Below are 23,941 nucleotides of genomic sequence, written 5' to 3'. Positions count from 1 at the left end.
CGCTGCGAAGCAGTCGTAAACCGGTGATCCTCACAGCTTTTCCCTGAAGGGACCGTGCAGATGACTGATCTAGACGGATTATCCGTTCTCATCGTGGAACCGGTCTCGGGCGGCGCGGCCCTCGCCCGGGCCGCGCACCGCCTCGGTGCCAGGGTGGTGACGGCTTCTCAGGACGCGGGTGACTGCGAGATACCCGCGAAGCTCAGGGAGATCGTCGATGAGGTCCTGGTCGTGGACACCAACGACGAGGCGGCTCTGGCCGAGGCGGTCACCCGGCTCCACCGCCGCAACCCGTTCGACGCGGTGCTGCCCGGCTGCGACTTCTACGTGGCGACGGCGGCCAGGCTCGCCGCGCGGCTCGGCCTGCCGGGCCTGCCGGTGGAGACGGTGGACTCCGTACGCAACAAGGCCCTCATGCGGGAGAGCGTCACGCGCGCCGGGCTGCGTTCGCCGCGCTTCGCCGAGGCGGACACGACGGACCGGCTGAGAAGCGCCGCCGAGCACGTCGGATTCCCGTGCGTGATGAAGCCGGTTGAGTCCTCCGGGAGCATCCATGTGAGCCTGGCGCGGGACTGGCCCCAGCTCCTGAGGGCGTTCACCGAGCTCGCCCAGGACGAGACCCTCGATCTCGGACGCCCGATGGGGCACCGGGTCATCGTCGAGCAGTACGTCCCGGGCGAGGAGATCAGCGCCGACGGCTACGTCGCCGACGGGGTGACGACCGTCGTGGCCGTCACCCGGAAGGTTCTGGGGGCCGAGCCGAGATTCGTGGAGCTCGGCCACCTGACGCCCGCGGACCTGCCCGGCGACGTCACGGACCAGGTGAAGGCCTACACCGAGGACGTCGTCCGAGCGCTCAACGTCACAGCGGGTCCGTTCCACTGCGAGCTCAGGCTCAGCGACCAGGGGCCGGTACTGATCGAACTCGGCGCGCGGCTGCCGGGGGACGGCATCCCCGAACTCGTCAAACGGGTGACCGGCGTCGACCTGACGCTGATCATGCTCGCCGCGGGACTCGGAGCCGACCCCCGGCGGCTGGGGGCCTTCGGCGAACCCGTCGCGGCGAGCGCGGCGGTCCGGTTCTTCACCCTCCCCGAGGGGGACTCCTACTCCGGCATCAAGGGCTGGGACGAACTGTCCGACCTGCCGAACGTCGTCGAGACACACGTCGCCATCCCGCCCGGTGTCCCCGTTCCCGAGGTCCGGGACTGCCGGTCACGCCTGGCGCACGTCCTCTACACGGCGGACTCCCACCGCGCCGCGCTGGCCTTCTGGGACTCCCTCGACGAGAGGGTGGTCATCCAGTGACCGCCGCCGAGCCGTACGACTACGCGGCCGTCGGCATGGGGCCGGCCAACCTGAGCCTCGCCGCGCTCGGAGAGCCTCTCCCGGACCTCAGGCCGATCCACCTTGAGGCCAGGGAGAGCACCGCCTGGCACCCGGGGCTTCTGCTGCCCGAGGCGACCCTGCAGGTCTCACCGTTGAAGGACCTGGTCACCCTGGTCGACCCGACCAGCCGTTTCTCGTTCCTGGCCTTCCTCGCCCAGGAGGACCGGCTCTACAGGTTCCTCACCGCACGCTTCCCCGCCGTCCACAGGACGGAGTTCAACCAGTACCTCCAGTGGGTCTCCCAGTCGATTCCGTCCATCGAGTACGGAACGCACGTTCAGGACATCGACCTCCGCGACGGCCTCTTCCGGCTCCGCTCCGAGCGGGGGGAGGTCCTCGCGCGCAACGTCGTGCTCGGCACCGGCCCGGTCCCCAGGATCCCGCCGCACCTGCGCAACCACCTGTGCGCCGACGTGTTCCACGCGGGAGAGTTCCTCCTGCGCGAGCGGACGACCGCTGACCGGGACGTCACGGTGCTCGGCGGAGGCCAGTCCGGCGCCGAGATCGTACGGCACCTGATGCGGCTGGACAGGGTCCCGCGGAGCATCACATGGATCACCCGGCGGCCGGGGTTCCTGCCGCTGGACGACTCCCCGTTCACCAACGAGTACTTCTTTCCCCAGTACGCCCGCGAGTTCCACAAGATGCCCGGGGAGCGCAGGCGGACCCTTCTCGCGGAGCAGAAGTACGCCAGTGACGGAATCGACACGGCGACCCTTGAGGACATCTACCGAGAGCGTTACCGGCACGAGTACATCCTGGGCCGCAAGGACTGGATCCGTCTGATGCCCGGGATGGAGGTGACCGGCTGCACCCGCCTGCCCGACGGATGGGGACTGACCGTCGAGGGCGCCGAACCCCGCGTTGTGACGACCGACGTGGTGATCCTCGCGACCGGCTACGAACACCGCCTCCCGTCCTGCATGGACACCCTCACTCCGCGGTTGTCCACCACCGCGGGGACTCCGGACGTGGGGGAGGACTTCTCACTCCGGCTGGACGGTGACGTCAGGGGCAAGGTCTACGTCCAGAACGGCGCCCAGCACGCCTGGGGGATCGCCGACCCCAACCTCAGCCTTCTGGCCTGGCGCAGCGCGGTCATTCTCAACGACATCCTCGGATACCGGAGGTACAACGCATGAGCCTCCCCCGAGTCGGGCTCCGTGCCCTGCCCGCGGAGTTCCCCGCGCTTGAGGAGTGGGAGATCCCTCTCGACGAACTACCGGGCGACCGGCCGTTCAGCATGGCCCGCTTCACCGTCGCCCCCGGAGGACGGACACCGCCCGACAGCCACGCCGTCACCGAGATCTGGCTGCTGCTCGACGGCAGGGGGACGCTCCACTACGGAGGCGTTCCGCACGAGGTGGGCGCGGGCGACGTCGTGGGGTTCGCGCCGTTCGTCGAGCACATGTTGCTGGCCGACCGCGGTACGCCGGTGTCCGCGCTTTCCATCTGGTGGCGGAGCAGCTGATGGGGAGGCCGGAGAAGGAGTTCGACCTCGCGATCATCGGTTCCGGGATCATCGGGGCGATGATCGGCCATCTCGCCGCGGAGGGGAACCCGGGGCTCCGGGTCCTCACGATGGACGACGGCAACACCGGCGCCACGCACCTGTCAGCCGGACTGGACGTTCCCACGGGACACACTCCCGGGCAGCGGGCGTTGGCCGCGCGGGGATCGGCTGTCTACGCCAGGCTGAGGGCCGAGCTGCCCGCACTGCCGATCCGGCCGGTCGACACCTACTGGATGATCGACAAGGCGAACCTCCACAGGCTGCGGGAGAGCATGGCCGGTCCCCGCCTGACCGAGGCCGACGCGGAGCGGCGGGACTGGCTGGCCGGAGTCCTGCCCGGACTGCGAACCGCCGACCGGCTGCTGCTGCGCTCCGACGGGGGCGCCCACGCCGACGTGGGACGCCTGGCGGGACGACTGCTGGACGAACAGCGGCGGCGCCCGGGGAGCGAGGTGCGCGGTGGTTCGCCCGTCACCGGTGTACGGCCCCGCGACGGCCGCTACGAGCTGACCCACGGAGACGAGGTGTACGCGGTCGCGGGAAGGGTCGCCGTGGCGACCGGGGCGCGGGCGCCCTGGGGGCCGTTCGGTGACGTGGCCAGGGCGCGGGGGCTCCGAGTCAAGAAGGTCGCCGCCCTCCACCTCGGCGTACGGCCACCGGACGACGCGCCGGTTCTCGTCTTCGACGACCACGACGCCTTCCTGCTCCCCGTGCACGAGGAGGGGTACTGGCTCCTCAGCTTCACCTCACGGCATTGGGACCTCTCTCCGGGCGACGGCCCGCCGGACCTGAGCCCTGAGGACCGGGCGACGGCGGCCGGCGTCCTCGACGCCTACGTCCCCGCCCTGGCCGCGGAGGTCTGCGGTGGCCGGGCCTTCTACGACGGTTACACCCCGGACCGGATGCCGCTGGTCGAACCGGTGGACGGATGGCCGGGCGTCGTCCTCGCGCTCGGCGGCAACGGATCGGGCTACCGGCTGGCCCCGGCCATCGCTGAGCGCGCACTGGAACTTCTCAGTCTCGACACACGTAAAGGCGACCGTTCGTGACCGTGCCAACCGAGGGTCTGATCAGGACCTCGAAAACCGCTCACCCCAGGCACTACCTGCTGGCTCCCTCCGAGCCCACTCCGAACGGGCGCCTGCACCTCGGCCACATCGCGGGGCCCTTCCTGCGTCTGGACATGCTCAGCCGCTTCCTGCGCATGCGCGGTGACCTGCCGCTGATCATCACCGGGAGCGACGTCTACGAGCCGTACATGACGTTCAAGGCCGTGGCCGAAGGACGTTCCGAAGCGGAGATCGCGGCCGAGTACGACGCGCTCATCGCGGAGGACCTCAGCGCCGTGGACATCGGCGTCGACCAGTTCATCAACCCCTGTGAGGACCCCTGGCGGAAGGTCTTCGAGGAGGAGGTCGACGCCTGCGTGCGGCGGCTGCGCCACCGGGGAGCGGTGGTCGAGCAGCGGGAACGCGTTCCGTACAGCCGCTCCGCCGCGCGGTACATCGTCGGGCCATGGCTTACGGGCGGGTGCCCGGACTGCGGGAGCAGGGTCTCCAGCTACTTCTGCGAGACGTGCGGCGGTCATTTCCGCCCGGAGAACCTGCTGGAACCGCAGGGGCCCGACGGCGCAGGCCCACTCGAATGGCGGGAGATCTCCTCACTCTTCCTCAGGGTCGCGGAGCCGGAACCGCTCCGGCGCCGGATGGCGGAGATGCGGGTGCCGCCGCGTTTCCAGGAGGCGGTCGAGCGTTTCCTGGCCCGCGAGGGCGGTACGGTCCGCCTGAGCGCGCCCCAGCAGTGGGGTGTGGCCCTGGAGGGAGGCGTGCCCGGCGTGCCGCGCACGCTCTTCTCGTACGCGGGGATCTTCATGTTCGCCAGGCTCATGGGCGCCGTCCACGGGGAGATGAGCGGGACCGGGGTCAACGCCTTCGATCCAGGCTCCGGGGTCACCACGGTGACCAGCTTCGGTATCGACAACGTCATCCCCACCATGGTCTGCATCGTGGGGACGGCGCTGCGGCACGGCGACATGAAGGGCTACGACCGCGTTCTGGTCAACGACTTCTACCAGCTCGAAGGGGAGAAGTTCTCGACGAGCCGGGGACACGTCATCTGGTCCGCCGACATCGCGCGGGCCCCGCGGATCAGCGCGGACGCCGTACGGTACTTCCTGGCCGGGACGAGACTGGAGGAGGGGCCCGAGAGCATGGAGCCCCGGTCCTTCGTCGAGGTGAACAACACGCGGCTGGCCGGCCGGTTGACGTCCCTTGTCCGTGCCGCCTCGGCGGTGTCCGCCGACGTCCTTCCCGAGCCCATGGGGCAGGATCGGCTGGCCCGGCTTGAGGAGCTGTTACGCCGGCAGGAAACGGCTCTGGACGGGTTGGTCATCGCGACGGCGGACGCCGTCGCGGCGTTCGACCTCTGGTGGCGGGAGACGCCCGGCGAGTGGGGTTCTGCCTCCCAGGCCTACTGGTGGCTGAAGGGCGTGGCGGTCCTGGCCTTCCCGATCATGCCGCGGCTCGGCCGGCGGTTGTGGGAGTCGCTCGGGGGCACGGGCGAACCACGCCTGGCCGCCTTCCTGGAGCCCACCCGGCCGCGTGCGAGTGGTGGGCCCGGTGGCTTCGAGCCGATCACGCTGGGTGATCTGGTGTCCGTCCTGCCTGTCTCGTCGCGTCATGTTCCGGCCTGACGCTCGCCATCGAGCAAGGAGAGCAATGTGAGAGTCCTCGTCGTGAACCGGTGGGACGATGAGTTCTCGGCCTACGGAGACTATGTCGACCACCTCCGTCACGAGGTGTGTTACGTGACCGTGCCCACGCATCTGCCGTGGATTCCGGAAGAGGCGCGGCACGTCACCGTGCTGGACGGTCTCGACGACGAGGCTGAGGTGGTCGCCGCGGCCCAGGCCGTCCAGGAGGCCTGCGGAAGGTTCGACCTGGTCCTCGCGCTGTCGGAGTTCGACCTGACCACCGGTGCCCGCATCCGGGAGGTCTGCGGTGTTCCAGGAGACGACTCCTCCTGGGTACGGCGTTTTCGCGACAAGGTGACCATGAAAACCGTCCTGGCCGACGCCGGCGTACGGGTCCCGCGTTTCGCGACGGTGAAGTCACCCGCCGATATCGGAGAGTTCCGGCGACACGTGGGCGGGTCCGTCGTCGTCAAACCGCGCGCGCAGACCGCGAGCAAGGGCTGCCACATCGTTCACAACTCCTTCGAACTGTCGGAGGTTCTCACGGAGCTCGAACGGTCCGGCCACGACGACTACGAGGTCGAGGAGTACGTCGACGGCCCGATCTGGCACGTCGACGGGATCGTCGAAGCCGATCGGTTCCTTTTCGCCCGCGCGTCGCGCTACGTCAACACCTGCTACGAGTACAGCCGTGGCACGCCGCTCGGGTCCGCCGTGCAGGAGGGGCCGGTGGCCGACGCCATGCTCGCCTTCACGCTGCGTTGCCTGACCGGGCTCGGTCTTCACCGTTCGGCGTTCCACCTGGAGATCATCGAGTCCGCGTCAGGGCCGGTGTTCCTTGAGGTGGCGGCACGGGTGGGCGGTGGCGAGATCGCGTTCGTCCTGCGGGACGTCTACGGGGTGGACGTCATCGGAGACTGGATCCGGCTGCAGCTCGGAGAGCGCCCGCAGACCATCGGCGTTTCGTCCGAGAGCCGGGAGATCGCTGGATACCTGCAGGTTCCCGGCCCCGCGGGACACCGGTTGCTGTCGCGGCCCTCCCTCGCCGGGACGATCGAAGGACTGTACGGCGAGGACCTCCTCGAACCCGGCCACTGCTTCGACGGCCCGTCCGGTGGTGAGGAGCTTCTCGGCCGCTTCCGCTACCGTGCCGGGACCGTCGCGGACGTCGAGTCGGCGATCAACGCCACCCTGGACGCCTTCGTCTGCGTCACGGAACCGGTGCAGCGGTCATGCGTGTGATCTCCTCGCCGCTGGCTCCCTACGCGCGGGTGCTCGCGGTTCCCGGCGCCAGAGGGATGGCGGTCTCGGGGGTGCTGGCCAGGCTTCCCGTGGCCGTCATCGGCGTCAGCATAGTGATCATGGTCGCCGCCCGGTACGGTTCCTACGGGCTGGGCGGTGCCGTCACCGCGACCCAGACGCTCTGTTACGCCGTCTTCGGGCCACCGCTGTCGCGAGCGGCGGATCGCCTGGGGCAGCGCCGGGTGGTCGTGCCGGCGTCGCTGGCCGCCGTCACCGGGCTGACGGGCCTGGTGGTCTGCGGTTCGCTGCGAGCGCCTGCCTGGACGCTCTTCGGCTGCGCCGCGCTGGTCGGTCTGATGCCCAACGTCGGCTCCATGGTGCGTGCCAGGTGGGCTCACCTGCTGCAGGGAACCGATCGGCTCCACACCGCGTACGCGATGGAGTCCGTGGTCGACGACCTCATCTTCATCGTGGGACCGGTGCTCGCGGTCAACCTGTCCCTGGTGGTGGGAGCCGAGGCGGGGCTCGTGGCGGCGGCCGTGCTGTTGTTCACGGGATGCCGGCTGCTCGCCTCGCGGACAGCCACCGAGCCGCCGGTCGTGGCCGTCTCCGAACGCCGTGGCGGCGTGCTTCTCAAGGCGCGGGGGCTGTGGGCCGTGGTCGCTGTCTGCACGGCGATGGGGGGTCTTTTCGGGTCCGTTGAGGTGGCCGTCGTCGGCTTCGCCACCGAACACCGTCAGACCGTGCTGGCGAGCTGGATTCTCGCGCTTTACGCGCTGGGGAGCGGGATTTCCGGCGTCCTCTTCGGCGGGCGCCGGCTTTCCTGGAGCGTCCCCAGGCAGTTGACGGCCGCGGCGATCCTGCTGACGCTGACGACGGCGCCCATGCTGGTGACGGACAATCTCTACGTCCTGGGCGGTGTGCTCCTGGTCTCCGGTGCCGCGTGCGCGCCGATCCTCATCCTCGCCACCGGCCTGGTCGAGCGGCTGGTTCCCCCGGAGAGGCTGACCGAGGGGATGACCTGGATCAGTACCGGTCTCGGGGCCGGGGTGGCGCTCGGCGCGCCGATGGCGGGATGGACCGCGGACGAGTACGGCGGTAACCGGGTTTTCCTGACGCCGCTCCTCTGCTGTGTCGTCGTCACACTCGCCGCCGTCATGGGAACGCGTCGTCTTTCCGCGGCACAACACCCAGCTCCCGGAAGATGACGCCCGCGATGTGGAACTGCCCTGCCGCCTCGGCCGCCCGGCCACGGGCGTGGGCGAGTTTGCCGAGGTACTGATGGATCTCCGCTTCGACGATGCGCTCGTTGGTGTCCTCGGCGTGCGTCAGCGCGAGGGCGAGCGTCTGACCGGATTCCTGGAGCCGCCCCATGGCCGCCTGCGCCCGGCCCAGTCCGTAGAAGGCGTAGGCCATGCCGACCCGGTCCCCGATGGAGCGGCAGAAGTCCAGTACGGCCTCGAAACGGGGGACGGAGGCCTGCGGCCGTTCGCATTCCACGTCAAGTTCTCCCAGCCGGTAGTTGATCTGCTGGACGAGGCGGGACGCTCCGGCCTGTTCGGCCGCGCTCAGCGCTCGTTCGAAGTGTTCCCGGGCTCGACAGTGCTCGCCGAGCTGGGTGTGTATCTGCCCGATCTGCCGAAGGGCGAGTGCCTGGTTTCCCAGGTCACCCAGATCGTTCAGGACGGTCACGCTGTCCTGCGCCCGCCGCAGGGCCATGTCGAGCCGCCCGCCCAGCCGGTCCAGTGCGGCCAGCTTCAGCTGGGCGAGGGCGTGGGCGTGCCTGTCCTGCAGACCGGTGAGGATGCGCGCGGCGTCCTCCAGGAAGTCGACCGCCCTGCGGTGGTCGTGAAGCCCCAGGCTCAGCTCGCCCAGCTCGGTCAGGATGACGGCCTCCCCACGCGGATTGCCGGAGGCCCTCACGGTGGCGAGCGCGATCTCGTGCATGTGCTGCCATTCGTCCAGATGACGGCGTACCTCCAGAAGGGGAGCCGCCGTCACCGCGATGTCCCAGCACAGTTCGTCAAGGCCCAGCGCCGCCGTCTGCTGCACCGCGGCGGAGATGTTCGTCAGTTCGGTCTCGCACCACGCCACGGGATCGGTGACGATGTCGTCCAGCACCTCGGGGCCGACCTCCCAGCGGGGGGCGTTACTGTGCACCACCAGGTGGTCGCGGCCCGCGAGGAGCGTGTGGGCGTGTTCCGTGACGGTCAGCAGCGCGCCGAAGGCGCGTTGCAACGCCTCCCGGAGATCGTCGGGCGCGAGCTCCTGCTGGGCGCGCTCACGCGCGAAGATGCGGATCAGATCGTGCAGGCTGTAGCGGACCCGCCCGGAAGGCGTGGTCGCGGTGTTGACCAGATGGCTGTCCACGAGCTGGTCGAGGAGGTCCTCGGCCTCAAGGAACGAGCTGTCCAGCAACGTGACCGCCACCCACTCCTCAAGGTCCACGGCGTCCAGGGCTCCCAGGAGCATGAGCAGGAGACGTGCTCGCGGCTGCAGCGCCCTGTAGGAGACCATCAGGTTGGCCCGTACGTCGAGCTCTCCGTGGACGAGTTCGTCGAATCGCCGGTGCTCGTCGGTGAGCCTGCTGACCATCCGGGCCAGCGACCAGTGCGGCCTGGCGGCGAGACGGGCTCCGGCGATTCGCAACGCCAGCGGATGCCGCCCGCAGAGACGGGTGAGCGCGAGGCTCGCCTTGGAGTCGGCGTCCATCCGGTTGGAACCGACCATGTGCCGCAGGAACCTGAGTGCCTGGTCCTCGGTGAAAGGCTCCAGTTCCAGCAGGCGCGCTCCGGGGATGGCGGTGAGCCTGCGTCTGCTGGTGACCAGCATGGCGCATCCGCCCATGCCGGGTATGAGAGGCATCACCTGACTCTCGTCGCCGGCGTCATCGATGATCAGCAGGACTCTCCGGTCGGAGAGTATCGCCCGGAGCATGCCCCCACGCTCGTCGTGGTTCTCCGGAATCCGGGTGTCGGGTACCCCGAGGGCGCGAAGCATGCTGGCCAGCGCGACCTCGGGCATCGTCCGGTGCGTCGTCTCGGCGCCGCGCAGATGGACGTAGATCTGACCGTCGGGAAACCTGTTCCGCAGACGGTTGGCCATGTGGACCGCCAGGGTGGTCTTTCCCGCGCCTCCGCGTGCGGACACGACAACGATCGGAGGAGTGCCTCCAGGAGAGCCGGTCAGCCACTCGGACAGCAACGCGACCTCCTTGTCCCGGCCGGTGAAGTCGGCGGTGTCCGCGGGGACGATGTTGCGAGGGGGTGACGTCACGACGGGCTCCGCAGGCTCCGCCTCCGCCAGGGAGCCTCCGCGCAGTACCAGTTGTTCCAGTTCCCGTAGTTCCTGGCCCGGTTCGATGCCGAGCGATTCGATGAACAGCGCCCGTGTCTCCCGGTACACCTCCAGTGCCTCCGCCTGCCGGTCGGCGCGGTAGAGGGCCTCCATCAGCTGGGCGCGCAGCTTTTCGCGCAGGGGGAAGTCTTCGATGAGCTGAAGAAGGATCGGTATCATTTCCGCGTGGTGCCCGAGTTTGATCTCCAGCTCCACCCACCGGTGAGCGGATCTGAAACGTTGCTCCTCCAGGACCGCGGCCTCGGTGCGGAGCGGGCCGCTGGCGTGAAGCCCTGAATAGGCTGGGCCGCTCCACTTGTCCAGTGCCTGCCGGAGCAGGTCGGCCGCCCGCCTGATGTCCCCCTGTTCGATGAAGTGATCACTCTGGGCGGTCAGCTCGGCGAAATGCAGAACGTCGATCTCGTGAGGCTCCGCCCGCAGCAGATATCCGCGCGACATGCGCGCCACCCTCTGCGGATCGCCGAGAAGCTGCCGCAGGGTGCGTATGTAGGCGCGGAGGTTCGCGGCCGCCGACGGCGGGGGATTCTCCGGCCACAGTCCGTCGATTAAATGACTGTCCGAAACCGCCTTGTTCGGCTGACTCAACAGCAGGCCGAGGGTCGTCTGCAGTCTGGTGCCGCGCAGGGGGACACAACGGCCGTCGACCGTCAGCTGGAGAGGCCCCAGGACCTGGAACAGGAGGCGAGGGGGGAGGTGATCCACTGCCGAAGCCGGAGGCGACCCGTCGACGGCTCTTCGATGAATCTCATCATCCACCATGATCCATTCCATGACGAAGGCCCCAACGGGGCGTCAGACATAACTGTCGGACGAGTATGTATATCTCATGCGGGATTTTCGGGCGGAAAACCTTCTAGGATGTGGTCGGGCTTTAATCAGCCAAGTGCTCAACTTCTCTACGAACCCCGTCTCCCGACATTGTAGGTCGTCTGTTGATTGGTTATGGGTTGGTAGGTTCGGTGTTTATTTGCTGATTTCGGATGGCCTATGGCGTGTCATCCACTGCGGTACGCCCTGTCTGATCCGGGCGGAGACGACTACTCCAGGTGAGGGGGAGCGGCGCGGACGGCAGGGGGCGCCGACCTACGCCCGCGCCGGGCGGCTCCGTCCCCGCGGTGGCACGCGCGCCCGGCGTCCTGGCGTGCTCGCCTCGGCGTGCCTGGGAACGCGCTACCCCGGCACGCGCGGTGGCCCGGAGGCGCCGCTCGCGGGTTCGGGTCAGTCCGCGCTCGTACCGGGCCTACCGGGCCACCAGGGGCGGTTCACTCAGTCGAGCACCGTGTCCCTGGTCTCGCGCATGCGGATGTAGACGACGGTGGAGACAAGCGTGAGCGCGCTGGCGTACCAGCCGAAGACCTGTCCGTGCCCCCCGTCGGCGAGCATCGTGGCGACGTACGGTGCGGTGCCGCCGAACAGCGCCACGGTGAGCGCGTAGGGAAAACCGATGCCCGTCGTGCGGACCTTCGAGGGGAACAACTCGACCATGACCGCTGAGCACACCGAGGTGTAACCGGTCAGCAGCACCATGGCCACGCACGAGATGAGCAGCAGATTCCAGAAGGAGTCCTGCAGCATGCCGAGCATCGGGACCGTCAGCACGGTGAAGCCCGCTCCGAAGACGACGAGCAGGGGCTTCCTGCCCACGCGATCCGCCAGCAGCCCTCCGAGGGGCTGGATCGCCGTGAAGAACACGAGCGCGATCGTGCTCACCGTGAGCGCCCGCGCCGGGTCCGCGCCTGCGGTGATCGTGGCGTACGTCGGCAGGTATATGGACCAGGTGTAGAAGCTGACGGTGGCTCCCGCGGTCATGCCGACGATGAGCATCGACTCCTTGGGGTGCCTGCGAAGGAAGTCGAAGAGTCCCGGCCTGTCCACGGCGCCCTTCCTGATCGCCTCGGCGTGGACGTACGTCTCCTCGGCTCCGTATCGGACCCACAGGCCGAGCAGGGACAGCAGCGCCCCCAGGGCGAAGGCGAGCCGCCATCCCCAGGAGGACATCTGGTCCATGGAGAGCATGTTGCCGAGCAGGCTCGCCACGCCGGCCGCCATGAGCTGGCCGAGGTTGGAGCTGAAGTAGCTGAAGCTGGAGAACAGCCCGCGCCGGCCGGGGGGTGCCGACTCCACCAGGAACACCGACGACACGGCGAACTCGCCGCCCACGGAGAATCCCTGGACCAGGCGTATGACGATCAGCAACAGCGGGGACAACAGCCCGGCCTGCGCGTAGGTGGGCAGAAAGACCATCGCGAGCTGGCTCACGCCCATGAGTGCGACGGTGAGGGTCATGGCCGGGCGCCGGCCGGCGCGGTCGGCGATCGCACCGATGGCGAGGCCGCCGATCGGGCGCATGACGAAGCCGACCGCGAAGACGGCGAAGGCGCTGAGCAGGGGGACGAGGCTGTGCCCGGTGTCGGGGAACACCTGATCCGCGAAGTAAGTGGTGAGAAACGCGTACGCCAGCCAGTCGTACCACTCCACCAGGTTTCCCGCTGAGGTGGACAGTAACTGGCGTGTGCGGCTGCGGAGGGTGGGAGTGACCGCGGAGTCGACCGTCACCACTGAACTCCTTCGTCGTCTGACGGCTGGCTGTATGCCGAGAAGTTTGCACCTGATGACATATTGAGGCAAGGAGTGGTATTAATGTTTACGAAAGCGCTATCCAGAGGTTCTGGATGTTAGATTCCGACATACTTGATGAATTGGATCGTCGTCTCGTCGCGGCGCTGCAGATCTCACCCCGGGCCACCTGGGGGGACCTGGGGCGGGTGCTCGGTGAGAACGAACGCACGGTGGCGCGACGCGTGCAGCGCATGCTCGCCGTCGGCGCCATCCGGATCACGGCCACCTACGACGACCTGCGCGCCGGTGTCGGCAGCCCCGTGCACGTACGCGTCAGCACGGAACCGGGGTCGGTGGACGCCACGGCCCGTGTCCTGGCCGCCCGGCCGGACGTACGCGGGGTCTTCGCGATCACCGGGGCCGCCGATCTGTGGTGCGAACTCGTCGCCTCGGGAGAGGGTCCGCTGCGGAACCTGCACGGGATCCTCGCCGACGAGATACCGGCCGTCCCCGGGGTACGGGCCACCGAGGCACAGGTGGTGCTCAGGACGTTCACCACGGTCGCCGACTGGCACGCCCCCCTGCTCAGCGAGCAGGAGTGCGCCGCGGTGGAGGCCCTGGGTGTCCCGCTGCTCGCCGAGCTACCGGATCGGGTCGACTTCGGGGGCGTCGACCGCCAGGTGGCGGAGATGCTCGTGCGCGACGGCCGCATGAGCTACACCCAGATCGCCGACGAACTCGGCATCTCGGTACCGACCGCTCGGCGTAAGGTGACCTCGCTGCTGGAACAGCAGATGGTCCACCTGCGCGTCGAGGCGGAACCCGCGCTGCTCGGCCTGCGCGTCGAGGCCCAGCTCGGCCTGGAGGTGCGTCCCGCCGGCCTGGACGAGGTGGGGAGGGCGCTCGCCCGCCATCCCGGAGTCCGCTACTGCGCGGCCATCGCGGGCAGTCATGATCTCCTGGTCGAGGTCTGCCTGGCCCACGAGGCGGACCTGTACAGATTCGTCACCCGGGTCGTCGGAGGACTGACCGACGTGGTCGATGTGGACATGGCGTTCATCACCCGGGCCTACAAACGAGGGCACCTGCCGAAGGACGGCCTTCTGACAAGGAGTCCGCATGACGGTCCTTGAGGACGAGACCGTACGCATGTGCGCCGAGCTCATCCGGATCGACACCAGCAATCTCGGCAGCGACGGCCCCGGCGAACGCGAGGCGGCCGAGCTGGTCATGCGGTGGCTCGGCGAGGTCGGCCTCGACCCCACCTACATCGAGAGCGAGCCTCGCCGGGGCAACGTGATCGTCCGCATGAGCGGGACCGTGCCCGGGCTTCCCGCGCTGCTCGTGCACGGGCATCTCGACGTCGTCCCGGCCGACCCGCGTGACTGGACCGTGCCCCCGTTCGCCGGTGAGGTGATCGACGGCTGGATATGGGGCCGCGGGGCCGTCGACATGAAACACATGGACGCGATGATGGTCGCCGTCGTGCGCGACATGGTGCGCAGGGGAATCCGGCCGCGGCGGGACCTGGTCTTCGTCTGGCTGGCCGACGAGGAGGCCGGCGGGGACCACGGCGCACGGTTCCTGGTGCGCGAGCACCCGGAACTGTTCGAGGGATGCGCGGAGGCCATCGGCGAAGTCGGCGGTTACTCCGTCTCGATCGCCCCCGACCTGCGGCTCTACCTGGTGGAGACGGCGCAGAAGGGGCTGGCGTGGATTCGCATGCGCGCCGAGGGCCAGGCGGGTCACGGCTCCATGATCCACCCGGACAACTCGGTGACGGAGCTGGCGGCGGCCGTGAGCCGGATCGGCGCCCACCACTGGCCGCAGCGGCTGACCCCCACGACCCTCCGCATGCTCAAGGAGATCTGCCACGCCTGCGGCGTGCCGTTCGACGAGGACGACATCGACGGTGTCCTCGGCAAACTCGGGCCGACGGCCCGTTTCATCGGGGCCTCACTGCGCCACGTGGCCAATCCGACACAGTTCCACGCCGGATATGCCACGAACGTCGTGCCCGAACTGGCCGTCGCCGAGATCGACGGGCGTTTCCTCCCGGGGCTGAAGGACGACTTCCTCGACACGCTCCACCGGCTGGCCGGGCCCCGGGTGTCCAGTGAGCGCATCGACTTCGAGGAGGCGGTGGAGGCTCCGTTCGACACCCCGCTGGTCGAGGCCATGCTGGGCGCGCTCAGGACCGAGGATCCACAGGGGCGCGTCGTGCCCTACTGCCTGTCCGCGGGGACCGACAACAGGACCTTCCATCGGATGGGGATCCACGGGTACGGGTTCGTCCCTCTGCGGCTCCCGCCGGAGATGGACTTCGCCGCCATGTTCCACGGGGTGGACGAACGTGTTCCCGAGTCCGCGCTCCGCTTCGGCGTGCGTGTCCTGCATCATCTGCTCTCGACCTACTGACGTCGCGGGGTCCGGCCGCCGGGGCGCGCCGTCCCGGCTCGTCCGCGGCTCGCACGCCCTGGACCGGGCCGCCGGAGCGAGAGCCGCCTGGCATGATCCACTGCTGGGGCGAAGCCCGGAGATCCCCTGGCAGGCTCAGCAAGACGAAGGAATTCAGCCACGTGAGAACCCCCAGCGGCGGTCAGGCCGGGACACGGAGCAGACGTGTCGCCGAGCTCGGGCTCGTCGGCGTCGCCCTGTGTTTCGGCCTGACGTTCACCGTGACCCAGGACGCCATCCGGGACGTTCCGCCGTGGTCGTTCATCGCGCTCCGGTTCCTGTCGGCGGCGGCCGTACTGCTGGTGCCCTACGGCAGGGACCTGCGGCGGCTTCCGGCGGCAGGCTGGCGGGCCGGTCTCACGCTGGGGGCCCTTCTCACGGCCGGGTACGGTCTCCAGACCGTCGGACTGGCCTACACGACCGCGTCCAACTCCGGATTCATCACCGGCCTGTCCGTGGTCTTCACCCCGATCCTCGCCTGGCTCGTGCTGCGCCAGGCGGTCAGCGGCCGGGTGTGGGTGTGCATCGCCCTGGCCGCGTGCGGGCTTCTGCTCCTGTCGGGGTTCGGCGGCGCCTGGAGCCCGGTCGGCGACGCCCTCACGCTGGGCTGCAGCCTGGGCTTCGCCGCGCACATCATCGTCACGGACAGGACCGTCCGCCGTTTTCCCGTGGGCTCCATGGTCGTCGTGCAGCTGGGCGTCTGCGGGATCGCCGCGCTCGCGGTCGCCTCGGCCACCGGCGGGCTTGTCACACCGACGGCCACCGACACCTGGTGGGCCATCGCCTTCACCGCGGTGGTGGCCAGCGCCCTGGCCTACTTCGTCCAGTCCTACGCGCAGCGGCACACCTCACCGGTGCGCACGTCCCTGCTCCTGACCACCGAACCCGTCTTCGCGGGGCTGTTCGGCTTCTGGCTCGCCGGTGACCGGCTGACCGTCGTCGGATGGTCCGGCGCGGCGCTCATGCTGCTGGCCGTACTCGCGGCCGAGAACGGCGGCGCGTCCGCCCGCCTGCTCCACGCGCTGCGCACGCGGCGGCCCACCGTGCGGGGGAGGACTCCGGAACCGGCGTCACGAAGCGAGTCCTCCCAGGACGCGGGCGGAGCGGCGCGGCGGTAGGCCGCTCACGAGGCGACCACCAGGGCCTGGGGGGCGGCCTGCTTCATGCGGGTGCGCAGCCACAGCAGCTGGACGGCGGTCTCCTTCTCGCAGACCTCGACGACTCCGAGCAGGTCCTCGTCCCGCGCCCCCTGCGCGGCCTGACCGATCAGGGTCCAGGAGATGTCGCACTCGGCGGCCATGAGGTAAAGGTCGTGCAGGTCGCGCAGCAGTCCCAGGCCGCCGGTGCGGGTGCCGGAGAACAGGGTGGCGTGCAGTCTCTCGGGCTCGTCGGGAGCCTTCTCGGAGTAACGCCGGGCGAAGGGCGCCAGCCTGCGGGCGTGCTCGTCGCACTGCCCGGCCAGCCGCTCGCAGACGTGATGGACGTCGGGCTCGTCACGATGGCCCCGCCCGACCTCGCGGAAGGCGTCCGCCAGCTCGGTCTGTGACCTGTGCAGCAACCCCAGATAGTGGGCCAGGTGCATGTCACGCCTCCTCGACGCGTTCGCGGACCTGCGCCGCGGGCCCGCCCCTCGTGGCCGGGACCCGTGGGTCGGCGGGGACGACGCCGACGGTGGGGGAGGCGGAAGGCACCCCGCCCCCGGAGGAGACCCTGGTCACCCGGACCGCGGCGACCTTGAAGATCGGCTGCTTGGACACCGGGTCCCAGCCGGTGAGCGTCAGCTCGTTGGCCGCGCGGGGGGCCTCCCCGCCGGGGCCGGGCTCGCCACGGTCCCAGTAGCCGTAGTGGAACGGCACGAACACCACCCCGGGACGGGTCCCGCACACCCTGGCCCTGGCCTCCAGCGCCCCCCGGGGAGACTCCACACGAACCAGGTCCCCCTCGGCCACCCCCAGCGCGGCGGCGTCACCGGGGGCGATCTCCACCCAGCATTCGGGGGCGGCGTCGTTCAGCTGGGGCGCGCGGGCGGTCTTGGTGCGGGTGTGGAAGTGATAGACGGTGCGGCCGGTGGTCAGCAGCGTCGGATGCTCCTGGCTCGTCACCTCGGGGGAGGGCTGGTACGGCGCGGCCCGCAGGAACGCCCGCCCCCGCGGTTCCATGGCCCGGTGGCGTTCCTCGTCGTAGGCGGCACCGGTGAGCAGGTCGTGCCCGTAGTCCTCGCAGTAGCCGGGGCCGGTGTTGAAGCGCCCGCCGGTGTAGAGCCTTTCGGTGCCGCGCGGAGCCGAGGGCGTGCACGGCCACTGGACACCGCTTCCGCCGCGCAGCAGCTCGTAGGTGATGCCGGTGTAGTCGCACGGACGCCCGGCCGAGCACGCCTTCCACGCCTCGAACGCCGACTCGGGATCGTGCCATTTGACCAACGGCGCGCCGTCCTTGTCGCGGAAGTCCATCCGGCGGGCGTAGTCGAGGAAGATGTCCAGGTCGGAGCGGGCCTCGCCGGGCGGCTCCACCGCCTTGTCCGCCAGGTGGACGGTACGGTCGACGCTGGTGAACGTGCCCTGTTTCTCCCCCCAGGTGGCCGCGGGCAGCACCACGTCGGCCAGCATCGCGGTCTCCGTCAGGAAGATGTCCTGCACGACGAGGAACAGGTCCTCCTTGGCGAGGATCCGGCGGACGCGCGTCAGGTCGGGCAGGGAGACGGCGGGATTGGTCGCCGAGACCCACAGCAGTTTGATCGAGCCCTGTTCGGCGTAGCGGAAGACCTGCATGGCGTGCGTCGGGGGAGTCCAGTGCGGGATGACCGAGGGCTCGACGTTCCACAGTTCGGCGAGCTGCCGAACGTGCTGGGGGTTGTCCCAGTTGCGCATCCCGGGCAGGTCGCCGTCGGCCCCGGTCTCGCGGGTGTTCTGCGCGGTCGGCTGGCCGTTCATCTGGTAGAGCCCCGCTCCGGGGCGGCCCAGCATGCCGCGCAGCAGATGGATGTTGTTGACCTGGCAGGCGGCGGCGGTGGCCTGGTTGGACTGGTAGAAACCCTGCAGCACCGTCGACAGCAGCCTCCTGGAGGATCCCAGGATCTCCGCGGCGCGCTCGATGGAGCGCACCGGCACGTCGCAGATCTCCGCCGCCCATCCGGGCGGGCAGTCCCGCACGACCCGGCACAGCTCCTCGAATCCGATCGTGTGCGAGCGGACGTACTCCTCGTCGTACCACCCCTTGTCGATCAGTCGGTGGATCAGGGCGTTCATCAGCGCCATGTTCGTGCCGGGCCGTACCGCCAGGTGCACGTCGGCCTCCCGCGCCACCGGCGTCTCCCGAGGGTCGACGGCGATCATGGCCGGGGGCCGGGGGCCACGGCGCCGGTCCAGCATCCGCATCCACAGCACCGTCTGCGTCTCGGCCACGTTGTGACCCCACAGCGCGATCGCGTCGCAGTGGTCGACGTCGGTGTAGGAGCCGGGCTGCCCGTCGGTGCCGAAGCTCTCCTTCAGCGCCGCGGCGGCGGTCGCCGTGCACAGCCGGGTGTTGCCGTCCATGTGCGGTGTGCCGATCCCGGCCTTGCCGATCACGCCCAGGGTGTAGTACTCCTCCAGGAACAGCTGGCCACTGGTGTGGAAGCCGAAGTGGCCCCAGCCACCCGGTCCGTCGAGCAGTTCCCTTGAGCGGGCGACGATCCGCCCCATCGCGGTGTCCCAGTCCGTCTCGACCAGCCGGTCGCCCTCACGTACCAGGGGACGTGTGAGCCGGTCGGGGCTGTTTCCTGCCTGCCAGCCGTACAGGTCCTTGGGGTCGAGCCGCCCGTGGTTGACCCTGTCGCCCGCCCGGCCACGTACTCCGACGATCCGGCCTCCGGCGACGGCGATGTCCATCGCGTCGCCGTTGGAGTGCAGGATCGAGGCGGCCTGCACCCACTTCTCGACGTCCTTCTCCTGGACGCCATCCTCAAGGAAGGCGTCCACCCGCACCGGCCAGGCACTGTGCCGGCCCGGATCGCCGGGCAGCAGGGCGCGCACGCCCTCGGGAAGCGAGGCGGCGATCCGCTCGGCCGCGCCAGGAGGGCCGTACGGCGTACGCGCCCCCCACGGGTCGGTGATCCGGTCGGTCATACCGGCGGCTCCCTCCAGGAGGACGCGACATGGGGACGACAGATGCGCTACCCCGCCTGGCGCCCGTCACACGACGTGCTCAACGCGAGACGTACGTGGCGACCGGCACGGGGCGGTCCGCACAGTGGTCTGGAACCCCAGGTCGGGAGGGTGACGGCACTCCGTCCATCCGCCGCTCCGCAGGCCCGGCGCCGCCGCCCGGCGGCCCGGGATCCGGAGGGAGAGGTGGGCTCAGACGGTCTCCAGAGTGGTGGTGATCTCCACGCAGCCGCCGATGGTTCGCGCGATGGGGCAGTGCCGGGTGTGCCGGTCGTGGGCGCGTGCCACCTCGGCGGGGTCCACCCCCTCGGCCAGGCGTACCCGGTAACGCACGTGGACGGCGGCGATCCGCAGCACCCCGCCGTCGTTGACGATGGTCCCCTCGGCCTCGGACGTCAGCGCGCCGTCGGTGGTCGGCTGGCCGAGCTGCCCGAGCATGCCGGACAGGGTGCCGGTCAGGCATCCCGCGGTGGCGCCGACCAGGTAGTCCAGGGTGGTGGCGTGCGGCTCGATGGTGTCGAGCGGCACCTTGTAGTGTTCGGCCACGCCGCCGTGCATGCCCATGGGCACCTGCCCGTCCAGGGGAACGGTGACCAGCTTGGTGCGTCCGGGCGCGGCCTCGACGCTCACCCGGGAGGTCTCGACGACGGCGCTGCTGTCGATCATGGTGCTGCTCCTTGTTGGGGCGGGATGGTGGTCAGCCGGCGGCGTTGGACGCCTCGGCGGTCAGCGCGCCGAAGTCGACGGGGGTGCCGTCCAGCGGGACGACGGCCGCCACGTAGCAGTCGGGGCGCACGAGGTAGACGACATCCTGCTCGCCGGCGTAGATGTCCCACATCTTGTCGGACAGCACGGTGAGCGTGCCGGGGCCCGCGGGCGCGGGGGCCAGGACGCGGCGCCGGACCCAGGCGGGGGCGGGGACGGCGTCGAGCGCGGCGCTCAGCCCGGGGGTGAGGCCGTCGCGACCGGGTACGGCGAGCAGGGTCAGCGACCCCGCCGTGATGGCGCGCAGCGTGGTCGCGCGGCCGCCCTCGGCACAGCGCAGGTCGGGCAGCGGCGCACCCGGCCGTACCCGGGGAGAGGACAGGACGGTCGGCGCGGTCAGCGGCGAGTCGTAGTAGGGGAAGGGCTCATACAGCCTGCCGCTGTCCACCCGGTGGGCCTGACCGGGGTCGTCGGCGGCGGCCGCGAGCGCGGCGTCGCGCTCGCGGCGGCCCGGCTCGCCGTCGGGGGTCATGAACTTCATGGAGGCCCCGGTCAGCTCCAGGTTGTGGTCGGCCGCCGCCGCCCGCTCGGTCTCGTAGCTGTCCAGGAGCGCGTGCCCCGCCTTGCCGTTGAGCACGAGGCCGAGCTTCCAGGCCAGGTTCTCCGCGTCCTCCATGCCGCTGTTCATGCCGCGGGCGCCGAACGGCGAGACGACGTGCGCCGCGTCGCCCACCAGGAACGCGCGGCCGCTGCGGAAGGCCGAGGCCCTGCACTGCTGGAAGGTGTAGGTGTTGCTGCGGACCACCTTCACCGGGTGGTCGCCGATCACGGTGGCGATCCGCGCCCGCACCCGCTCGGGCTCGGTGAGGACGTCGGCGTCGGCGTCCAGCGGGATCTGCCAGTCCAGCCGCCACAGTCGCCGGCTCACCCCGTGCATGAGCACGATCCCCTCGGGATAGAAGGGCGGGTTGAACCACAGCCGCCGCTCCCGCCTGAACGGCAGTTCGGCCTCGAAGTCGGCGACGAGGAAGCGGCCTTTGGTCTGCCAGCCGTCGAAGGTGATGCCCAGGCGGCGCCGTACGCCGCTGCCGATGCCGTCGGCCGCGACGAGGTAGGCGCCGGTGTGGGTCTCCGGTCCTTCGGGGCCGTCTGCCGTGACCCGCACGCCGGAGTCGTCCTGCTCGAAGCCGGTGACCGTGCGCTCCAGCCGGATGTCCACCAGACCGGTCGCGAGCGCCGCGTCGTGGAGCATCTCCTCGATGCGGAACTGCGGGAAGTTCACGAACGGCGGGTAGATCTCCTCGCCGTGCGGCGGGAACCTGAGCTGGAGTATCTCCTTGTCGCCGTAGTACGTGCGGCCCAGCGACCAGCTCATCCCGTCGTTGACGATCTCGTCGGCCACGCCGAGACGGTCGTACAGCGCGAGAATGTCGCGTTGCACGGTGACGGCTCTGGACTGCCGGCAGCTCGGCTGGTCACGGCGTTCCAGCACCACCGAGCGCACGTTCTGCCTGGCGAGCAGGATCGCGGTGGCCATGCCCACGGGCCCCGCGCCCACGATCACCACGTGCGGGAAAGAACCTGAGCTGTCCGGCAGAACCATCGCCACCTCCGAAGTGACCGATATCCGGTTACTACGACCGTATATTGGTCATAGATTGCCCTGTTTGCGGCGGGACTTCAAGAGGGGCGACGGGATGCGACGCGAATCGATGTTGGCGTGCGAGCGGGGGAGGCGCGATAATCGCTCGTGTAGCCCGATTTTCGACTAGGAGTGAGACCGTGACCGAGGAACCGGCCAGATCTGGCGAAATCGCGCAAACGCTCGATCGGGGGCTGCGCCTGCTGGAGATCCTCGCGGAGGTGGACCAGGGGTTGTCGCCGACCGAGGCCGCCGCCCGGCTCGGCGTCCACCGCTCCATCGCCGCCCGCCTGCTGGCGACCCTGCTGCACCGTGGATTCGTCCGGCGCAACCGTGAGGGACGTTACCTGCTGGGCATGGGGCTGTTCACCCTGGCGCGCCAGGTCTCACAGAATCTCATGGTGGTTGCGGGGCCGTTGCTCACCGAGATCGCCGAGCGGCTCGACGCCACCGCCGTCATGCATGTCGCCGACGGGGACGGGGCCGTCACCCTGGCCTCGGTCGAGCCCAAGCGGGCCAGTTTCCACATCGGCCTGCGCACCGGCTCCCGGCATCCGCTGGGCACCGCCGCCACCGGTATCGCCATCCTGGCCGGGCGTCCCCCCGAGCCCGGCGAGAGCGACAAGGTCAGCCACGGGCGAAGCCGGGGGTACGTCGTCACCACCGGCGAACTGGTCCCCAACTTCACCGGCATCGCCGCCCCGATCGTGGTCAACGGCTGGTGTGACGCCAGTGTCGGTGTGGTGATCCCGAAGGAGCGCAAGCACGACGAGAAGGTTCTGGCCGGCGAGGTGATCGCCCTGGCGGGGCGTATCGCACTCGGCCTGACCTGACCTCCGGCCTGCCCTGACGCAGGCGCGACGGCCCCGGAGCCCCGAGCGGGCACCGGGGCTTTTCGCATGTCCGGGCGATTGACAACCCTCTGTCCGTGCGCAAGGATCGCCGATATACGGTCTATGTAACCGATAATAGAACGCCAACAGAGCGCAGGGCTCGACCCCGGATTGAGGTGGGCATGGTCTACTACAGGCGTCTTGGCGAGGTGCCACGTAAACGGCACTCCCAGTTCCGCGGCGCCGACGGCGCCCTCTACCACGAGGAGATGCAGGGCGAGGAGGGGTTCAGCTGGACCCAGTCGTTCCTGTACCACCGCAGGATCCCGACCGCCATCACCGCGGCGGAGAGCCATGCCGACGACGGCGGGCCGATGCGGCCCAACGATCCGCTGCTGCCACGGCACCTGCGCACCCACGCCTTCGAGCCGGGCGGGGACCCGATCCTGGGCCGGCGGGTCCTGATGGGCAACTCCGACCTGACGATCTCCTACGTCGCCGCCGACGCCGACAGCCCCCTGTACCGCAACGCGGTCGGCGACGAGCTCGTCTACGTCGAGGCGGGTTCGGCCGTGCTGGAGTCCCCCTACGGCCGGATGGAGGTCGGCGACGGCGACTACGTCGTCATCCCCACCTCCACGACGCACCGCTGGCGGCTGCTCGGCGGCGAGCTACGGCTGTTCGTGGTGACCGCGTCCGGCGGCGGGCACATCAGGCCGCCCAAGCGGTTCATGTCGCCGTTCGGGCAGTTCCTGGACGGCTCGCCGTACAACGAGCGGGACATCCGCGGCCCCGAGGAGCTGACCTCCGCCGACGGACCGGCCGAGGTGTACGTCAGGCACCGGCGTGGCGTCACCCGCTACACCTACGCCTACCACCCCTTCGACGTGGTCGGCTGGGACGGCTACAACTACCCCTACGCGCTGTCCATCCGTGACTTCACCCCCTCGACCGGCGCGCTGCACCTGCCGCCGCCCACCTACATCACCTTCGAAGGGCCGGGCTTCGTCATCTGCTCCTTCGTGCCGCGCATGTACGACTACCACCCGGACGCGGTGAAGGTCCCCTACAACCACGCCAACGTGGACTCCGACGAGGTGCTGTTCTACTGCGGCGGCGACTTCATGAGCCGTGCGGGCACGGGCGTCGGCATGGGGTCCATCTCCCTGCACCCCGCCGGTTACATCCACGGCCCGCAGCCGGGCAGCGCGGAGAAGAGCATGACGGTGACCAGGACCGAGGAGTACGCGGTCATGGTGGACACCTTCAAACCGCTCGACCTCGGCCCCCACCTCGACGAGGCGGAGGACCCCGGCTACGCCTGGTCGTGGGCCCGCGGCGCCGGCGTCGACGTCGGCGGGTGAAACGCCCGCCTTCCCGCTCAGAAGGGCCCCGCGACCACGGTCGCGG

18 protein-coding genes are annotated in these 23,941 nt (G+C 69.8%); 12 read left to right on the top strand and 6 right to left on the bottom strand.

Annotated features, from left to right (window positions below; translation table 11 throughout):
• Nucleotides 1-60 precede the first annotated feature (60 nt).
• The 7 genes from ABZ470_RS25745 to ABZ470_RS25715 are packed head-to-tail and all read left to right on the top strand — an operon-like array spanning nucleotide 61 to nucleotide 8,044.
• Nucleotides 61-1,308 (top strand): ATP-grasp domain-containing protein, encoded by a 1,248-nt coding sequence (locus ABZ470_RS25745; protein WP_362914358.1) that lies wholly within the window; start codon nucleotides 61-63, stop codon nucleotides 1,306-1,308.
• Nucleotides 1,305-2,531, top strand: a complete 1,227-nt coding sequence (locus ABZ470_RS25740; protein WP_362914356.1) for a SidA/IucD/PvdA family monooxygenase — start codon at nucleotides 1,305-1,307, stop codon at nucleotides 2,529-2,531. Before ABZ470_RS25745 ends, ABZ470_RS25740 begins: the two co-directional genes overlap by 4 nt.
• Nucleotides 2,528-2,860: a cupin domain-containing protein gene (locus tag ABZ470_RS25735; protein ID WP_352011901.1), complete on the top strand. Its 333-nt coding sequence runs from the start codon at nucleotides 2,528-2,530 to the stop codon at nucleotides 2,858-2,860. Before ABZ470_RS25740 ends, ABZ470_RS25735 begins: the two co-directional genes overlap by 4 nt.
• Entirely contained in the window at nucleotides 2,860-3,951 is a 1,092-nt protein-coding gene (locus ABZ470_RS25730; RefSeq protein ID WP_362914354.1) for an FAD-binding oxidoreductase, read from the top strand. The genes ABZ470_RS25735 and ABZ470_RS25730 overlap by 1 nt, the downstream gene beginning before the upstream one ends.
• Complete coding sequence (locus ABZ470_RS25725) at nucleotides 3,948-5,594, top strand: class I tRNA ligase family protein (protein WP_362914352.1); 1,647 nt, start codon at nucleotides 3,948-3,950, stop codon at nucleotides 5,592-5,594. Before ABZ470_RS25730 ends, ABZ470_RS25725 begins: the two co-directional genes overlap by 4 nt.
• Before the next feature lie 27 nt (nucleotides 5,595-5,621).
• A complete protein-coding gene (locus ABZ470_RS25720; protein ID WP_362914350.1) occupies nucleotides 5,622-6,836 on the top strand; it encodes a hypothetical protein in 1,215 nt (404 codons plus the stop codon).
• Nucleotides 6,827-8,044, top strand: coding sequence for an MFS transporter (locus ABZ470_RS25715; RefSeq protein WP_362914348.1), 1,218 nt, complete (start codon nucleotides 6,827-6,829; stop codon nucleotides 8,042-8,044). Before ABZ470_RS25720 ends, ABZ470_RS25715 begins: the two co-directional genes overlap by 10 nt.
• Here the strand turns inward: ABZ470_RS25715 and ABZ470_RS25710 are convergent.
• Complete coding sequence (locus ABZ470_RS25710; RefSeq protein ID WP_362914346.1) at nucleotides 7,992-10,895, bottom strand: BTAD domain-containing putative transcriptional regulator; 2,904 nt, start codon at nucleotides 10,893-10,895, stop codon at nucleotides 7,992-7,994. The genes ABZ470_RS25715 and ABZ470_RS25710 overlap by 53 nt on opposite strands.
• Before the next feature lie 564 nt (nucleotides 10,896-11,459).
• Nucleotides 11,460-12,749 carry an MFS transporter gene (locus tag ABZ470_RS25705; RefSeq protein ID WP_362914344.1) on the bottom strand — a complete coding sequence of 430 codons (1,290 nt, stop codon included), beginning with the start codon at nucleotides 12,747-12,749 and terminating at the stop codon, nucleotides 11,460-11,462.
• 143 nt (nucleotides 12,750-12,892) lie between these two features.
• Between ABZ470_RS25705 and ABZ470_RS25700 the strand changes: the two genes are divergently transcribed.
• The 3 genes from ABZ470_RS25700 (at nucleotide 12,893) to ABZ470_RS25690 (ending at nucleotide 16,327) form a co-directional block, all read left to right on the top strand.
• Nucleotides 12,893-13,885, top strand: coding sequence for an Lrp/AsnC family transcriptional regulator (locus ABZ470_RS25700; RefSeq protein ID WP_362914342.1), 993 nt, complete (start codon nucleotides 12,893-12,895; stop codon nucleotides 13,883-13,885).
• Complete coding sequence (locus ABZ470_RS25695) at nucleotides 13,872-15,170, top strand: M20/M25/M40 family metallo-hydrolase (RefSeq protein WP_352011909.1); 1,299 nt, start codon at nucleotides 13,872-13,874, stop codon at nucleotides 15,168-15,170. The genes ABZ470_RS25700 and ABZ470_RS25695 overlap by 14 nt, the downstream gene beginning before the upstream one ends.
• Nucleotides 15,171-15,331: 161 nt before the next feature.
• The gene (locus tag ABZ470_RS25690) at nucleotides 15,332-16,327 is read left to right on the top strand and encodes a DMT family transporter (RefSeq protein WP_362776139.1); all 996 of its coding nucleotides are present in this window, start codon (nucleotides 15,332-15,334) and stop codon (nucleotides 16,325-16,327) included.
• A gap of 5 nt (nucleotides 16,328-16,332) precedes the next feature.
• Here ABZ470_RS25690 and ABZ470_RS25685 read toward each other — a convergent pair whose 3' ends face one another.
• The 4 genes from ABZ470_RS25685 to ABZ470_RS25670 all read right to left on the bottom strand — a co-directional run bounded on the left by ABZ470_RS25685 (nucleotide 16,333) and on the right by ABZ470_RS25670 (nucleotide 21,659).
• A complete protein-coding gene (locus ABZ470_RS25685) occupies nucleotides 16,333-16,791 on the bottom strand; it encodes a hypothetical protein (protein WP_352011911.1) in 459 nt (152 codons plus the stop codon).
• A 1-nt stretch (nucleotide 16,792) separates the two neighbouring features.
• Nucleotides 16,793-19,312: a molybdopterin oxidoreductase family protein gene (locus ABZ470_RS25680; protein ID WP_362914340.1), complete on the bottom strand. Its 2,520-nt coding sequence runs from the start codon at nucleotides 19,310-19,312 to the stop codon at nucleotides 16,793-16,795.
• A 231-nt stretch (nucleotides 19,313-19,543) separates the two neighbouring features.
• The gene (locus ABZ470_RS25675; RefSeq protein WP_352011913.1) at nucleotides 19,544-20,017 is read right to left on the bottom strand and encodes an OsmC family protein; all 474 of its coding nucleotides are present in this window, start codon (nucleotides 20,015-20,017) and stop codon (nucleotides 19,544-19,546) included.
• Nucleotides 20,018-20,048: 31 nt separating this feature from the next.
• On the bottom strand, nucleotides 20,049-21,659 hold the full coding sequence (locus tag ABZ470_RS25670; protein ID WP_362914338.1) for an FAD-dependent monooxygenase: 1,611 nt from the start codon (nucleotides 21,657-21,659) through the stop codon (nucleotides 20,049-20,051).
• Nucleotides 21,660-21,838: 179 nt separating this feature from the next.
• Between ABZ470_RS25670 and ABZ470_RS25665 the strand changes: the two genes are divergently transcribed.
• Both ABZ470_RS25665 and ABZ470_RS25660 read left to right on the top strand, forming a co-directional pair.
• A complete protein-coding gene (locus ABZ470_RS25665) occupies nucleotides 21,839-22,531 on the top strand; it encodes a helix-turn-helix domain-containing protein (RefSeq protein WP_352011915.1) in 693 nt (230 codons plus the stop codon).
• 182 nt (nucleotides 22,532-22,713) lie between these two features.
• Nucleotides 22,714-23,895, top strand: a complete 1,182-nt coding sequence (locus ABZ470_RS25660) for a homogentisate 1,2-dioxygenase (RefSeq protein WP_352011916.1) — start codon at nucleotides 22,714-22,716, stop codon at nucleotides 23,893-23,895.
• Nucleotides 23,896-23,941 lie beyond the last annotated feature (46 nt).

The organism is Streptosporangium sp. NPDC020072 (assembly GCF_040631445.1).
GTDB lineage: Bacteria > Actinomycetota > Actinomycetes > Streptosporangiales > Streptosporangiaceae > Streptosporangium.
This window is presented reverse-complemented; position numbering and strand designations above follow the sequence as displayed.

What these genes read in the sequence shown, in the direction of transcription:
- ABZ470_RS25685 (WP_352011911.1), bottom strand. Translation starts at nt 16,791, where the DNA reads ATGCACCTGGCCCACTATCTGGGGTTGCTGCACAGGTCACAGACCGAG.
- ABZ470_RS25745 (WP_362914358.1), top strand. Translation starts at nt 61, where the DNA reads ATGACTGATCTAGACGGATTATCCGTTCTCATCGTGGAACCGGTCTCG.
- ABZ470_RS25695 (WP_352011909.1), top strand. Translation starts at nt 13,872, where the DNA reads ATGACGGTCCTTGAGGACGAGACCGTACGCATGTGCGCCGAGCTCATC.
- ABZ470_RS25730 (WP_362914354.1), top strand. Translation starts at nt 2,860, where the DNA reads ATGGGGAGGCCGGAGAAGGAGTTCGACCTCGCGATCATCGGTTCCGGG.
- ABZ470_RS25680 (WP_362914340.1), bottom strand. Translation starts at nt 19,312, where the DNA reads ATGACCGACCGGATCACCGACCCGTGGGGGGCGCGTACGCCGTACGGC.
- ABZ470_RS25675 (WP_352011913.1), bottom strand. Translation starts at nt 20,017, where the DNA reads ATGATCGACAGCAGCGCCGTCGTCGAGACCTCCCGGGTGAGCGTCGAG.
- ABZ470_RS25670 (WP_362914338.1), bottom strand. Translation starts at nt 21,659, where the DNA reads ATGGTTCTGCCGGACAGCTCAGGTTCTTTCCCGCACGTGGTGATCGTG.
- ABZ470_RS25660 (WP_352011916.1), top strand. Translation starts at nt 22,714, where the DNA reads ATGGTCTACTACAGGCGTCTTGGCGAGGTGCCACGTAAACGGCACTCC.
- ABZ470_RS25715 (WP_362914348.1), top strand. Translation starts at nt 6,827, where the DNA reads ATGCGTGTGATCTCCTCGCCGCTGGCTCCCTACGCGCGGGTGCTCGCG.
- ABZ470_RS25735 (WP_352011901.1), top strand. Translation starts at nt 2,528, where the DNA reads ATGAGCCTCCCCCGAGTCGGGCTCCGTGCCCTGCCCGCGGAGTTCCCC.